Genomic DNA, 13,864 nt, shown 5'->3' on the forward strand with positions numbered 1-13,864 from the left:
CCAACTAGTAATGTGTTTAAAAATTAGTTACAATGTATTATATAAATCATATCAATATACGGGAAGGTGAATTGGTTGTCCCAGGAAACTCCCAGTTACGGCGGCCAAGCCGTCATCGAAGGCGTCATGTTCGGCGGCAAGCATGTCAACGTAACAGCCGTAAGACGAAAGAATCAGGAGATTACATTTTTGGAGGTGCCGAAGAGCGATAAGAGCTGGGTCCTTAAACTGCGCAAGATTCCGCTGCTTCGCGGCATTGTCAGTATTATAGATTCCAGCGCCAAAGGCTCGAAGCATCTGAACTATTCGGCAGAATCCTATGCCGAGGATGAGACGGAGCCGGAAGAGCTTGCCAAGCAGCAGGCGAAGAACAAGAAGAAGGACGAAGGCTGGAGCCTCGGAATGATCTTCGGCGTAGCTATAATGGGGATTCTGTCTTTCCTGTTCGGTAAGCTGATTTTCACGCTGGTCCCGGTATTCGTAGAAGATTTTTTGTTCAAAAATGTATTTGACAACTATATTCTGCACAACCTTGTGGAAGGCGGCATCAAGCTGATTCTCCTGCTCGTCTATCTCTGGGCGATCTCGCAGACGCCAGTGATCAAGCGGCTCTTCCAATATCACGGAGCTGAGCACAAGGTCATCAGCGCCTTTGAAGCCGGTGAAGAGCTGACCGTAGCGAACGTACAGAAATACAGCCGTCTGCATTACCGCTGCGGAAGCAGCTTCATGATGCTGACGATTATCCTTGGTGTAATTATCTACTCGGTCGTCCCGTGGGATTCCCTGATGGAACGGGTGCTTCAGCGTATCGTTCTTTTACCGGTGGTCATCGGAATCTCGTTCGAGGTACTGAAGGGCACGAATGCGGTAAGAGATATTCCCGGCCTTAAGTATCTGGGATACCCGGGCCTGTGGCTGCAGCTGTTGACTACCAAGGAACCTAAGGACGATATGGTAGAGGTGTCGATCGCTTCCTTCAACCGGATGCGGGAGCTGGACGCTGCAATTGAAGCAAAAGGATATTCGGAGGCAAGTGTGTCAGGCGGCATTTTGGATCCTGCGAAAGGATGATTAGCCAATGATCAGACATGCTTTGATATTTTGGATTACGACAGCTCTTGCCGTATGGGGCCTGGTGCTGGATATTATGGCACGCGGCCTGGCGGCCCTGTCCTTCTTCATCTTCCCCCTGATTCTGCTGGGACTGTTGTATTACGCCTACAAGATAGCCCCCGGCAGAATGGGAGGCGGACCCGGACGTCCGCGCACTAAGGTTAAGCCTTCGGCCAAGACGATGTCCAAGGTTGCCGGCATTCGCAAGACCACTGGCTCACAGGGCAAGCGCAAAAGCTATCCCTTCCAGGTCATCGAAGGCAGTAAGGGTAAGAATGACGATCAGTTGCCCAAATATCACTGAATACTGAATGTAACGAAGCAGAGCTGCAAAAGGCATCCCCACGTGATTTCATCACGTGGGGATGCCTTTTTTCTGGTAAGATAAAAATTTATATGTTGTGGTTTAGTTACCGTCTTGGACCTGCGGCCTGAAGGGGTGCCCTCCTGGTGTAGGACGGCGGTGCCGGACGATAGTTAGCGAAGAACTCCTCTCCGGCTGCGATGCCCGCCGTATACAAGGCGTCCGTCTGTGCCTGTGTGATATGAAACTCGGTAGTGGAGATGCCCAGCGTAGGAATTTTGACTGTACGAACGAATTTATCCGTCTCAATATACCGTTCATCATGCGCGGAGAGCATCGTCTCCACCATCGCCTCCAGCATGCTGAACGGACCCGTAATATGATGCGGCTGCGGAGCTGCCTTCCCAATCAGCTGATAGCCTATGGTTGGTGTCCTGCGCAACGGTGAGAGGAAGCCGTCCTTCTTCTCATCAAACAGCCAGAGCGGAAAATTACTCAGCACTCCCCCGTCCACCATATAGACCAGCTGCCCGCTGAACGATTTCCCCCGGGCCGCCTCTCCGGCCAGCCGCAGGATCACCGGATCGAAGAAATACGGAATGCTGCAGCTCATCCGCACCGCCTTGGCAACTTCGAAGCTGTCAGGCTCGATCCCGTACAGCACCAGATCATCTGGCAGCACCACAATCCGCCCGTTGGTGATATCTGATGTAATCACCCGCAGCTTGCCGCGCGGCAGATCCCGGAACGTAACAACCCCCTGCTCCAGCAGCAGATTGCGTATCCACGCTTCCAGCGCCTGGCCTGAGTACAGCCCCTTCTTGAGCAGCACACGCAAGGCCGGCCCAACGAAGGCGGTGTTGTAGAGCGCTCCCCGCTTCAAAAAGGAGGTGAACGGTGTCCGCCGGATAATCCGGCTCATGGTCTCTCCGCTGTACCCCGCTGCCAGCAGCGAGGCAATGATCGAACCGGAAGAGGTTCCTGCTACCCGCCCGAAGGTACGGCCCGCGCGTTCCGTCGCCTCCACCGCACCTGCCAGGGCAATTCCTTTGACTCCCCCGCCTTCAAATACCGCGTTAATCTCCATACATGGCAAACCCCCGTTCCATAGAATGTATTGTTATCTATGAGCACGGGGGACTATTCATGACTTAACTCTTGAAATAGAAGCTGAGCAGACTGGCTAGCCCGTACGGGTCACGGACTACAATATCATTCGCCCGGAACAGGATGCTGCCAGCCACCTCATCGTATTTCTCATTATATTTGAGCTGGTTGATAATCTGATCTCCGCTCTGCCATTCCGCAGTCTGCTTGGTATCCCCTACCTTGTAGGAGGCAAGACCGATATACAGCTTAACCTTCGTTCCCTTAACCTCGTTCACCCACCAGTCCACCAGCTTATCATAACGGGCGGCGCTGAAGGAGAGGCTCCAATAGACCTGCGGGGCAACATAATCGATCCAGCCGCTCTGAATCCAGGTGCGCACATCCGCATACATGTCATCATAGGCTGACACCCCTGCTGTAGTATCTGAGCCGGTGCTGTCCGCTTTTTTGTTGCGCCATACCCCGAACGGGCTGACCCCGTAAGATACGGACGGCTTCGCTGCATGAATCTCCTGCCCCAGCTGACGGATGAACTGGTTGATATTATCCCGCCGCCAGTTGCCTTTGCTGCTAATCCCTTGTGTATTGAAGGTCTTGAAGGCCGTATCATCGGCAAAAGCTACATTGGACGGATAGAAATAATCATCCAGATGTACCCCGTCGATATCATACCCTCTGACCACCTCCATCACCGTGTCAATAATATGCTGCCGAGCTTCCGGAATTCCCGGGTTTATGTACAGCTTGTTCTCCGCCTTGACGATCCAGTCCGGATGAAGCTTGGCTACATGGTTAGGGGCAAGGCCTCTTATTGTGGCATCTGTAGCGTCTGTCGTAGCCCGGAACGGATTGAACCAGGCGTGCAGCTGCATTCCCCGGCTGTGGGCACTGCTAACCATATAGGCCAGCGGGTCGTAGCCGGGCTCCTTACCCTGAGTCCCGCTAAGCACCTTGGACCAGGGCACGATCTGAGAAGGATAAAGTGCATCTCCAGACGGTCTGACCTGGACGAATACACTATTGAATCCGGCCGCCTTCAGCTTGTCCAGCAGGCTGTCGAACTCCTTTTTCTGCTTGTCGGGATTGCCTGCCGAAGACGTTGAGGGCCAATCCAGATTATACACGGTGGATACCCAGGCGCCCTTCATCGCCTTACTGGTCTTGGCACCAGGAATGGAAGGTACGGTTGGTGACGGTACCGTTGGTATTGGCACAGATGGCGTAGGTACAGTTGGTGTAGGCACTGACGGAACTGTCGGCGTCACAGGTGTAGAAGGGCCGCCGATCTCCATGCCGGAATATAAGGAGATATGCTTCGTAGCCTGATCCCAGAGTACTTGAAGCCCAAGCTGCTCGCTTACAAACCGCAGCGGCACCATGACCCGGCCCTGTGTGATCTGGACAGAAGTATCCAGACGGACGGCTGTACCGTTAACGATAGCACTTGTTTTGCCGCTGGTCAGCTGCAGTACATTATTATCCTTGCTTATGGTTGCTGTCTTACTGGCCTGATCCCATTTCACACCGGCCCCCAGTCCCTGGCTAATCACTCCAGCCGGCACCATCGTAACATTAGTACGTGTAATATACGGCGGCACATCCGGGTTCAGCGTCTCCCCATCCAGTTCAATGGTGATTTGCACAGAAGCTGCGCGCACACCCGGCGTCCATACAGGCAGACATAGCATAATCACGAGCAGTCCTACGATCCATTTACGGTAATTCATAATTCCTCCCAGGTCTTGAAGTTGTATAGACAAAAAAATAGCCCTCTCGTCCTTGGGTCAGGGAGAAGGCCGTTCTTTTGTAAACGGAATCCTTCCTTAGTGAAAAAGGAACGGTATCCGTTTTGACGTAAAAAAACTGGAAAGGTTGCGCTAATCAAACAAAAAAAGCCACGTTTATGAATCGCTGGCTATCTCATGGTGAATATCGTACAAGGTCTGCACACGCGCTTCATCCCGGCGGAAATACTCCACCAGCGTTTCGATCCGGGTGATGGAATCCCAGCTCAAGTGATGCTCAATGCCTTCAACATCCTTATAAATATGCTCTTGCTGTACCCCAATAATCCCGAGGAACTCCTCCAGCAGCTGATGGCGGTCCACAAGACGTTTCCCCACTTTTTTTCCTTTGCTTGTTAGGACAAGCCCACGATATTTCTCATAGATGAGATATTCGTCCTTATCCAGTTTTTGGATCATCTTGGTCACAGAGGAGGGATGGACTTCCAGCCCCTCGGCAATATCCGAGACCCGCGCATAACCCTTCTCGTCGATGAGCTTATATATGCGCTCCAAATAATCCTCCATGCTGGGTGTTGGCATTCTAGCTTACCTCTTTTCTATAATGAGCGTAACGGTGGGACCGGGCCTTGCTCTAACAATGATACATGCTTCTGCCGCTCCTTGGCAAGTCCTGCCGGTCATCCGCTTCCCCGCTTAGTGATGTTTACCATGATTCCATTCGCCTGCGGATTGGCACAATAACGGTATCCTCATCCCTAAGGAGCGTGAAATTATGAGCATAGTCACACCCGAACGCCCTCCTGCTAAAAGAACGCGCAAGCCTACCGGCCTGTTCATCCCAGAGCTTGTCTTCTTTGAACCTGATGCGCTGAATTATCCCAAAGGGGAGCGGATTATGGAATGGGTCAAGTCCCGCAATATTCCCTACCGCATGACCACCTCGCATAACCGGATTACCAATCTGCCGGGCGAGACAGAAGTCGAGCAATACAAAATCGCCAAACGGACACTTGTGGTCGGCTTGCGCAAGACGCTCACTTTTGACCAGTCGAAGCCATCGGCTGATTATGCGATTCCGATTGCCACCGGGTGCATGGGCCACTGCCATTATTGTTACCTGCAGACTACGCTTGGAGCGAAGCCCTACATCCGTGTCTATGTCAACACCGGGGACATCATCGATGCCGCCAAAAAATACATCACCGAGCGTTCCCCGGAAATCACAACGTTCGAAGCGGCCTGTACCTCAGATCCGCTCGGCCTTGAGCATATTACCGGCTCGCTGACGGAACTGATCGAATTCATGGCGGAGGAGCCGCTCGGGCGCCTGCGCTTCGTGACCAAATACCAGCATGTCGAGCCGCTGCTTAAGCTGAAGCATAACGGTCATACCCGTGTGCGTTTCAGCGTGAATGCCGACTATGTGATCAAGAACTTCGAGCCGGCCACCTCACGCTTCGAGGAACGGATTGAGGCCGCCGGACAGATCGCCCGTGCCGGGTATCCGCTGGGCTTCATCATTGCCCCTATTATCTGGCATGACGGCTGGGAAGACGGCTACAGCGAGCTATTAGAGAAGCTGGCGCATGCCCTGCCGCCGGGGATTGGCCAAGGGCTGACCTTTGAAATGATCCAGCACCGCTTCACCAAGACGGCCAAGACCGTCATCGAGAAGCGTTATCCGAAGTCGAAGCTGGAGATGGACATCGAGAAGCGCAAGAAGAAATGGGGCAAATGGGGACAGAACAAATATGTCTACCCGGACGAACAACAAACCGCCCTGCGCGAATTCATCACAGAGCGGATTTTTGAACATTTTCCGGAAGCGGCTATTGATTATTTCACTTAAGCTTAGAAAATTAGCCAGCGCGGCGTGATGCCCTGCAGCCAAATCGTAATGCGGAACATCTGGTCGGTGAACAGCAGGATGCCCATGAATACCATCAGCCCGCCGCCCAGCTTCATCAGCAGGTTGGAGTATTTCAGGATCTTGCGCGCCCCGCCCAGGAAAAAGGCCAGTCCGAAGAACGGCAGTGCAAAGCCGATACTATATGCCGTAATCATCGTGAACCACGTTCCCGGATCACTGGCCGACAGCGCGATAATGGCTGTTAGAATCGGGCCGATACAGGGCGACCAGCCTGCTGAGAACCCGATGCCGAAGATGAAAGAGCCCAGGTACCCGGCAGGCTTCCATCTCAGCTCCAGCTTGCGTTCCCGGAGCAGGAACTGCGGCTGGAATACCCCCAACAGGAAGAGCCCCATGACAATAATAAGGATCGCCGATAATTGACGGATCAGATCCCGCTGGCCGTTGAAGAATTCACCGAACAAGCCGGCTCCAAAACCAAGCGTATAGAACACTGCCGAAAAGCCCAGAATGAACGCCAGCGTATGCGAGAGGGTCCGGAGACGGACCTCTTTGCTGTTGCTGCCGCTCTTCAGCTCCTGCACCGATAAGCCAGTAATATAAGATAGATAAGAAGGATAGAGCGGCAGGCAGCAAGGCGATATGAATGACGCCACTCCGGCGGCAAAAGCGATTCCTGCATTCAGGTTGGACACGGGCGCATCTCCTTCCATAGTCGGGGTCACTCGGGTCACTTCATGTAGCAGCAGTACAGATACAGTTATGTAGTTGGTGCTAAGGGCGGCCGGTTATACGCTTGTTTGTTAGGCTGGCAGCCCTTTTTTGCCGATGAGAGTTAGGGTCAATAGTGCAATTAACAGCAGAACAATCGTTGCTCCAGGAGCCAGATTCCATACTCCAGCAATGACCAGTCCGCCAATAACGGCAATCTCGGCAATCGCCACGGACAGAATAACCGAAGACTTGAAGCTCCGTGACAGCAGCAAACTAATGGCCACAGGAATGGTCAACAGTGCAGAGACCAGCAGCGAGCCGACAATCTTGATCGCCGTACTGATTACCAGAGCCGTTAACACCGTAATCAGCATATTGAGCAGCTTCACCGGAAGTCCGCTGACACTGGCCGCGTCCTCCTCGAAGCTGAGCAGGAAGAATTCCTTGAAAAATAAGGTTACGACGACCACAACGGCAATCGTTACGATTCCCACCACGATAAGATCAGTAGTATTGAGCGTATAGATGCTGCCGAACAGATAGCTCATTACATCTGCATTATACCCTTTGCCCAGGGTGAAAAAAAGGGAGGCCAGCGCTACACCGCCCGACATGATGATGGCAATGGACAGCTCGGCGTAGCTTTTGTAGGCTTTGCGCAGCTTCTCAATCGCAAATGAGGCCACAACCGCAAAGACCAGCCCCGCCCCGAGCGGATAAAAACCCGTCAGAAAGCCCAGCGCTACCCCGGCAATCGTAACATGCGCCAGCGTATCTCCGATCATAGACAGACGCCGCAGCACCAGAAAAACGCCGATCAGCGGCGCCGTAATGCCAATCATCAGCCCGCCGGCCAGCGCCCGCTGGAAAAAATCACTATACAGGATTTCCAAGATGTATATCTCCTTTACAATTATAAAACCTTTTAGGGTAAAAGCTTTATCGAAACCTTTTTCGAAACTTTTTCGATAACCTTTTTCGATCCCTCCTAAACCCTCCCTTCCCGAAGGGAGGGCCCCAAGGGCTCTGCCCTCTGGACACCCGCTAAGTGCAATTGGCGTGAGAGGACCGATTTGCGGCGCTTAGAGACGTTTGCGGAAGGATCGCTTTGCCTCCCTTCGGGATACGCTTCACAGCAGGCGGGATCAACTTACATTACAATACTTTTCCCCATATATTTGACCTACTGGCCTTATCATGCCACTCTACTATTTTATTTCCATAAATACAGTAAGGATGAAGCTGCGTTCGCAGCGAATAATCAGAGATAAGTGTAGTCTGTGCAACTAAAAACAGTAAAACGGAAGGCTTTCCTCTTCTAATTGTATTCTGTACAACTATATTTGCCCGGATGGCCGAAAATCCAGGTACGAAGGCATTTTAATTGTACGAAATACATCAAAACAGAGATTTGGCGGCGCATCTGACGATTTAGTTGTACGAATTGCAATTAACCCACCCTTTCCCCCTTATCTGGGCACGGCAAACCCTCAGCAAGCGGGATTTAAAAGTAATCCTCACACGTTTAAAACTGATTGCAGAATGTACAACAGAACTATCACTTTTGAGCGTATAATCAGATTCTGTTGTATTTCGTACAATTGATATTGGCAGAAAGGCTGGAAAAAGGTCCATTTCAAAAAATCTAATGTACAAACTGCAACAGAAGAGCAAAAAGGGCAGAAATTCGTGCAATCTACTGTACAAAGTACAATAGGCTGCGGTTCGAGCAGTTAAAACGTTAAATGATCAGGGTAACTATCCTCTTATCAGCCAATCTCAACGATCAGGACAACGTATGCTGCAGGTTATCGACAGCGCAGTCCTGCACATCATGCGAGTGGCGGCAGTAGAAGTTGATTTTACCGTTCTTCTGGACCGGCTCGCTGCCCAGGTAGTTCTTCATCATGTCGATATCATGCGAGACCATCAGGAAGGTCATATGATGATGGGCATGCATGTGCATGATCAGCTCGAAGAATCCGGCCTGGGTCTCGGCGTCAATGCCGACGGTAGGCTCATCCAGAATCAGCAGATCCGGGTGGTTGATCAGCGCACGGGCCAGGAAGACACGCTGCTGCTGGCCGCCGGACAGCTGGCCGACTCTTTTCTCGGCAATATCCTGAATCCGCATCACTTCAAGCGCATCCTCACACTGCCGGTGCTGGGCCTTCGAGACCCGCCGGATCAGATTCTTGTTGTTATACAGGCCGGACAATACGACCTCACGGACAGTGGCCGGAAACAGCGGGTTGAACGCATTCTTCTGCGGAACATAGCCGATCCGCTCCCAGTCCTTGAACCTCCGCACCGGCTGGCCGAATAATTTGATTTCCCCGCTGGTGGCAGGCAGCAGGCCGACGATCATCTTAAGCAGCGTAGTCTTGCCCGCACCGTTAGAACCGAGGATACCGAGGAAATCACGTTCTTTTACCGTATAATTCAGATTCGAGATGACCTTCTGTTCCCCGTAGGAGAAGGACAAATCCTGTATTTCGATCATATGCTGATGGCAGTCCAGGGATACCGGTTGCATGTGAAGTACCGCCTTTCACTTATACTTTCCTTATTATTGTAAGGCCAGAATGAGATTTTGCAAATTTTTCTCCATTAAGGTGAAATAATTGTCCCCGTTCTTCTGCTGGGCCTCGGTCAGCCCTTCTACCGGATTCAGCACCATCGTGGATACACCGGTCTCACTTGCCAGTGTCTTAGCCAGCTTATCAGATACAAGCTCCTCGAAGAAAATATAACGGATGCCCTCTGCCTTAACCAGCGCCGCCAGCTTCACCAGATCCTGCCCGCGCGGCTCAGCGTCCGGCGACAGCCCCATTATGGCATGCTGTGACAGTCCATAATCACGCGCCAGATACGAGAATGCCTGATGAGATACGACAATCTCCTTGCCCGGCAGCTTGCCCAGCTCTTCGGTGAACTTCAGATCCAGCGCGCTCAGGCGGTCCGCCAGCTTCTGGTAGCGCTCCTCATAGGCTTCAGTATGCGCAGGATCAACGGATTGAAGACTATCCTTGATATTCTTGGCCATTACAAGCGCCGACTTCGGGCTTACCCAGGTATGCGGGTCCGTGTGCAGGCTGTCGCCATGCCCGTCTGCTTCAGCCTCTTCACCTTCATGGCCGTGATCATGCCCATCGTCTTCATCCGTTGTAATCAGTTTCACCCCTTGGCTAACCTCTACAGCCTTAGTTTTACTGTCACGGTCAAGGCTCTTGAGGAAATTAGGTACCCAGCCCTCCAGCCCGGCTCCGTTATAGAGAAACAGCTGCGCCTTGGAGGTAGCGATGATATCCTGGCTGCGCGGGGTCCAGTCATGCGGCTCTACCCCTACAGGAAGCAGGTTGATAACATTGGCATCTTCGCCGCCGATTTCGGCAGTGAATTCATATATAGGATAAAAAGTAGTTATAACGTTCACTTTTCCTTCCACAATGCTTCCGTTGCTCTTCGGTCCGCATGCGGCCAGCGACAGCGTAAGCAACAGGACAGCGGCGAGCAGCAGCCCTTTTTGCAAACTTTTTGTAACCATTTCTCTATCGACCCCTTAAATCGTAAAATTTACTATCAGAATTATAATAGTAATCGTTACGATAAGTCAACTCCGATCTGCATTTCGTAGTCTGCAAGCTGCCTTCTACCCGGTTATCTTGGAGCAAAAAGAAGCAATCCCCGCTGCCTGTGGCCTGCGGAGATTGCTGTACGGTCATTATGCGGATGCTCTTGGCATCCTTATTTCACAATCGCTCCGTTCGGCATGCTGTCCGGTACGGTAGCAATGGTCAGCTGCTCGCCCTTGGAGGCGGCCAGGATCATGCCCTGCGACAGCTCACCGCGCAGCTTCACCGGCTTCAGGTTCACAATGCAGATCACCTTGCGGCCCACCAGCTCCTCCGGTGTGTAGAACTTTGCAATGCCGGATACCACTTGGCGCTGCTCATAACCAAGATCCAGCTGCAGCTTCAGCAGCTTATCCGCTTTCTTCACCGGCTCGCAGGCGATGACCTGGGCGACGCGCAGCTCTGCTTTGGCGAAATCGTCGATGCCGATTTCTTCCTTATGCTCCTCTTCCTCCGGATCGGCTGCCGCCGCCTCCGGAGTCACAGCAGCCGCTGCCGGCGCCGCCTCTGCAGCGGCCGGCTTCCCGGCTCCCATCGCTTCGGCGATGTACGCTACTTCCTGCGCCACATCCAGGCGCGGGAAGATCGGGTCGCCCTTCACCAGCTTAGTACCTGCTGGAATCAGGCCGAACGTTCTGCCGCTCTCCCAGGTGGTCAGCTCGCCCGGCTGAATGCCCAGCTGCTCCCAGATCTTCGCCGGAGCGCCAGTCAGGAACGGCTGGAGCAGGATGGACGCGGTGCGCAGTCCCTCGACCAGATGTCTCATCACCGAAGCCAGCTCTCCGCTGCGGCTCTCTTCCTTCGCGAGTACCCATGGCTGGGTCTCGTCAATGTATTTATTCGTCCGGCTGATCAACGCGCCGATCGCAGTCAGAGCTACGGAGAATTCCATCTTCTCCATCGCTTCTTCCACCTTGGCGTAAGTGCTCTGCACCATTGCCTCAAGCTCACCGTCAAATGCGGTAACCTGCCCGGCATAAGCCGGAAGCTCGCCGCCGAAATATTTCTCCACCATCGCCCCCGTCCGGTTCAGCAGGTTACCGAGATCATTGGCCAGATCGTAGTTAATCCGGTCCACGAAGCTCTCCGGCGTGAAGGTTCCGTCCGAGCCGAAGGGAACCTCGCGCAGCAGATAATAGCGCAGGGCATCCAGACCGTAGCGGTCAATCAGCGTCACCGGATCAACCACATTGCCCTTGGATTTGGACATCTTGCCGTCCTTCATCAACAGCCAGCCATGTGCGAATACCTTCTTCGGTAGCGGTTCGCCGAGTGCCATCAGAATAATCGGCCAGTAGATCGTATGGAAGCGGACAATTTCCTTCCCGACGATGTGTACATCTGCAGGCCAGTACTTGTCATACAGGCTGCGGTCCTCCGAGCCATAGCCAAGGGCCGTAATGTAGTTAGTAAGGGCATCGATCCACACATAGACTACATGCTTCTCGTCGCCTTTCACCTTAACGCCCCAGTCAAAAGTCGTACGGGATACAGCCAGATCCTCCAGACCCGGCTTGATGAAGTTGTTAATCATCTCGTTCTTACGGGATTCCGGCAGGATAAACTCCGGGTTCTCTTCGTAGAACTTCAGCAGGCGGTCAGCATACTTGCTCATGCGGAAGAAGTAGCTCTCCTCCTTGACCAGCTCCACCGGATGACCGCTGTCCGGACTTTTTCCTCCGGTAATCTTGCCGTCAGCATCTCGTTCAATATCCACCAGCTGGGTCTCGGTGTAGAAGGTCTCATCCGAAATACAGTACCAGCCTTCGTACTCCCCTTTGTAGATATCCCCCTGCTTCAGCAGGCGGTCAAAAATATCCGCAACCACCTTCTTATGGCGCTCCTCCGTGGTACGGATGAAATCATCATTCGAGATGTCCAGCTTCTTCCACAGATCCTTAATGCCGACTACAATCCCGTCCACGAACTCCTGAGGGGTCTTTCCGGCCTTGCCGGCCTTCTCTTCAATCTTCTGCCCATGCTCGTCCGTTCCGGTCAGATAGCGCACCTCATAGCCGCGCAGCCGCTTGTAGCGGGCCATCGCATCACCGGCTACCGTAGAATACGCATGCCCGATATGCAGCTTGTCGCTCGGATAATAGATCGGTGTTGTCAGATAAAAGGTTTTGTTCTCACTCATTACTTCATCATCCCTTCGTTATCCCTAATCGTCCATTTCACACAAAAAACTCCCGCCCCTCTATGGGGCGAGAGTAAACTCACGCGATACCACCCAACATTCCCCGGCTCCTCACAGAGCGCAGGCTTCGTCAGTTCCTTAACGGAACTGTCCATTAACGCTGGAACACGCCGTGCGCTTACGCAGGCCCCGGCTTCAGGCCTTCCGCTCGAACACAGTTCCTCCCGGACCATATTCAATCTGGCGTCCCATACCGGCTCCCAGCAGCCCCGGCTCTCTGTAATGGTGTCCACATCTACTTATCCGTTCCTCGGAATATCACTTATTATTCAAAATATACCCATCCCGGCGGCCTGTGTCAAGTCGTATGCAGCGGCTTGTCCCCGGATGGCTGCTCTTTGCGCGGCGGCACCGGGTCAAGGCCTCCCGGATGGAAAGGATGACAGCGGGCGATCCGCCTGGCAGCGAGCCAAGAACCCTTCAGCGGCCCATGGACCTCAATCGCTTCCAGCGCGTAAGCCGAACAGGTCGGGTAGAACCGGCAGGTAGCAGGCTTGAGCGGTGAAATGAACTTGCGGTAGACCCGGATAGGAGCCTGTACCGTTCTTCGTAGGTTAGCCATATTCAGCGTCCCTCTTTGCTACGTGCGGCCCCTGCCGGCTCTTCTTCTCTTCCCTGCTCACAATCCTTGCAGTAGCCGAAGACCTCGAATTTATGCTTGACCACCCGGAACTGATCCGGCGGATCGGTTAGATTCATCGGGCAGAATTGAATCGGGTACGTCTTCATACACTGCAGACAAATCATATGGTGATGATGGTGATCCTGACTGCAGCTTGCCTTGAATTTGACGCCTTCTTCAAATACAATCTGCTCCAGTACCCCCAGCTCCTCCATAACGCGCAGGTTACGGTAGACTGTATCGAAGCTCAGCCCGCTATACTTGCGGCCCATATGCTCATATACATCCTTCGCAGACAAATATCCCGTATTCTCGCCGAATAATTTGGCAAGCGTCTTGCGCTGATCGGTGATTCGCAGCCCCTGCCCCGACATGGCTTCCAGGATTTGATCTGTCGACAGCATTCGCTCATCTCCCATAACATTAGATCGTTTGTGTTGCACTCTCTTTATAATGCCCCAAAAGCACTGCCCCGTCAATAAAAGCGCCTGTTGCCTCCCCGCATCCAGATACTTGCGGCACAATACAAAACGGCAGCCGCCCCC

13 protein-coding genes are annotated in these 13,864 nt (G+C 53.0%); 3 read left to right on the top strand and 10 right to left on the bottom strand.

Annotated elements, in window-relative coordinates:
- Window positions 1-75 precede the first annotated feature (75 nt).
- Both NST69_RS20250 and NST69_RS20255 read left to right on the top strand, forming a co-directional pair.
- Window positions 76-1,074, top strand: a complete 999-nt coding sequence (locus NST69_RS20250) for a DUF1385 domain-containing protein (protein ID WP_036731910.1) — start codon at window positions 76-78, stop codon at window positions 1,072-1,074.
- A 7-nt stretch (window positions 1,075-1,081) separates the two neighbouring features.
- The gene (locus NST69_RS20255; protein ID WP_342546976.1) at window positions 1,082-1,420 is read left to right on the top strand and encodes a hypothetical protein; all 339 of its coding nucleotides are present in this window, start codon (window positions 1,082-1,084) and stop codon (window positions 1,418-1,420) included.
- A gap of 106 nt (window positions 1,421-1,526) precedes the next feature.
- On the opposite strand, the gene NST69_RS20260 is transcribed toward NST69_RS20255, so the two are convergent.
- The 3 genes from NST69_RS20260 to mntR all read right to left on the bottom strand — a co-directional run bounded on the left by NST69_RS20260 (window position 1,527) and on the right by mntR (window position 4,857).
- Complete coding sequence (locus NST69_RS20260) at window positions 1,527-2,507, bottom strand: patatin-like phospholipase family protein (RefSeq protein ID WP_342546977.1); 981 nt, start codon at window positions 2,505-2,507, stop codon at window positions 1,527-1,529.
- Between the two features lie 64 nt (window positions 2,508-2,571).
- The gene (locus tag NST69_RS20265) at window positions 2,572-4,257 is read right to left on the bottom strand and encodes a family 10 glycosylhydrolase (RefSeq protein ID WP_342546978.1); all 1,686 of its coding nucleotides are present in this window, start codon (window positions 4,255-4,257) and stop codon (window positions 2,572-2,574) included.
- A gap of 174 nt (window positions 4,258-4,431) precedes the next feature.
- Window positions 4,432-4,857, bottom strand: a complete 426-nt coding sequence (gene mntR, locus NST69_RS20270; protein ID WP_036698430.1) for a transcriptional regulator MntR — start codon at window positions 4,855-4,857, stop codon at window positions 4,432-4,434.
- A 199-nt stretch (window positions 4,858-5,056) separates the two neighbouring features.
- On the opposite strand from mntR, the gene splB reads away from it, so the two are divergent.
- Window positions 5,057-6,127: a spore photoproduct lyase gene (splB, locus tag NST69_RS20275; RefSeq protein WP_342550197.1), complete on the top strand. Its 1,071-nt coding sequence runs from the start codon at window positions 5,057-5,059 to the stop codon at window positions 6,125-6,127.
- Window positions 6,128-6,129: 2 nt separating this feature from the next.
- Here splB and NST69_RS20280 read toward each other — a convergent pair whose 3' ends face one another.
- The 7 genes from NST69_RS20280 to NST69_RS20310 form a co-directional block, all read right to left on the bottom strand.
- Window positions 6,130-6,843: a cytochrome c biogenesis protein CcdA gene (locus NST69_RS20280; RefSeq protein ID WP_036698435.1), complete on the bottom strand. Its 714-nt coding sequence runs from the start codon at window positions 6,841-6,843 to the stop codon at window positions 6,130-6,132.
- A 108-nt stretch (window positions 6,844-6,951) separates the two neighbouring features.
- Window positions 6,952-7,755, bottom strand: coding sequence for a metal ABC transporter permease (locus NST69_RS20285; protein WP_036731899.1), 804 nt, complete (start codon window positions 7,753-7,755; stop codon window positions 6,952-6,954).
- Between the two features lie 893 nt (window positions 7,756-8,648).
- Window positions 8,649-9,398, bottom strand: a complete 750-nt coding sequence (locus tag NST69_RS20290; RefSeq protein WP_036731897.1) for a metal ABC transporter ATP-binding protein — start codon at window positions 9,396-9,398, stop codon at window positions 8,649-8,651.
- 33 nt (window positions 9,399-9,431) lie between these two features.
- The gene (locus NST69_RS20295; RefSeq protein WP_342546979.1) at window positions 9,432-10,409 is read right to left on the bottom strand and encodes a zinc ABC transporter substrate-binding protein; all 978 of its coding nucleotides are present in this window, start codon (window positions 10,407-10,409) and stop codon (window positions 9,432-9,434) included.
- 200 nt (window positions 10,410-10,609) lie between these two features.
- Window positions 10,610-12,637: a methionine--tRNA ligase gene (gene metG, locus NST69_RS20300; RefSeq protein WP_342546980.1), complete on the bottom strand. Its 2,028-nt coding sequence runs from the start codon at window positions 12,635-12,637 to the stop codon at window positions 10,610-10,612.
- 358 nt (window positions 12,638-12,995) lie between these two features.
- Window positions 12,996-13,259, bottom strand: a complete 264-nt coding sequence (gene yidD / locus NST69_RS20305) for a membrane protein insertion efficiency factor YidD (RefSeq protein ID WP_036698448.1) — start codon at window positions 13,257-13,259, stop codon at window positions 12,996-12,998.
- A 2-nt stretch (window positions 13,260-13,261) separates the two neighbouring features.
- Complete coding sequence (locus NST69_RS20310; RefSeq protein ID WP_036731890.1) at window positions 13,262-13,723, bottom strand: Fur family transcriptional regulator; 462 nt, start codon at window positions 13,721-13,723, stop codon at window positions 13,262-13,264.
- Window positions 13,724-13,864 lie beyond the last annotated feature (141 nt).

The sequence above is a fragment of the Paenibacillus sp. FSL P2-0089 genome, from assembly GCF_038595095.1.
GTDB lineage: Bacteria > Bacillota > Bacilli > Paenibacillales > Paenibacillaceae > Paenibacillus_AQ > Paenibacillus_AQ silagei.

What these genes read in the sequence shown, in the direction of transcription:
- NST69_RS20295 (WP_342546979.1), bottom strand. Translation starts at nt 10,409, where the DNA reads ATGGTTACAAAAAGTTTGCAAAAAGGGCTGCTGCTCGCCGCTGTCCTG.
- NST69_RS20290 (WP_036731897.1), bottom strand. Translation starts at nt 9,398, where the DNA reads ATGCAACCGGTATCCCTGGACTGCCATCAGCATATGATCGAAATACAG.
- NST69_RS20265 (WP_342546978.1), bottom strand. Translation starts at nt 4,257, where the DNA reads ATGAATTACCGTAAATGGATCGTAGGACTGCTCGTGATTATGCTATGT.
- mntR (WP_036698430.1), bottom strand. Translation starts at nt 4,857, where the DNA reads ATGCCAACACCCAGCATGGAGGATTATTTGGAGCGCATATATAAGCTC.
- yidD (WP_036698448.1), bottom strand. Translation starts at nt 13,259, where the DNA reads ATGGCTAACCTACGAAGAACGGTACAGGCTCCTATCCGGGTCTACCGC.
- NST69_RS20260 (WP_342546977.1), bottom strand. Translation starts at nt 2,507, where the DNA reads ATGGAGATTAACGCGGTATTTGAAGGCGGGGGAGTCAAAGGAATTGCC.
- NST69_RS20310 (WP_036731890.1), bottom strand. Translation starts at nt 13,723, where the DNA reads ATGCTGTCGACAGATCAAATCCTGGAAGCCATGTCGGGGCAGGGGCTG.
- NST69_RS20255 (WP_342546976.1), top strand. Translation starts at nt 1,082, where the DNA reads ATGATCAGACATGCTTTGATATTTTGGATTACGACAGCTCTTGCCGTA.
- metG (WP_342546980.1), bottom strand. Translation starts at nt 12,637, where the DNA reads ATGAGTGAGAACAAAACCTTTTATCTGACAACACCGATCTATTATCCG.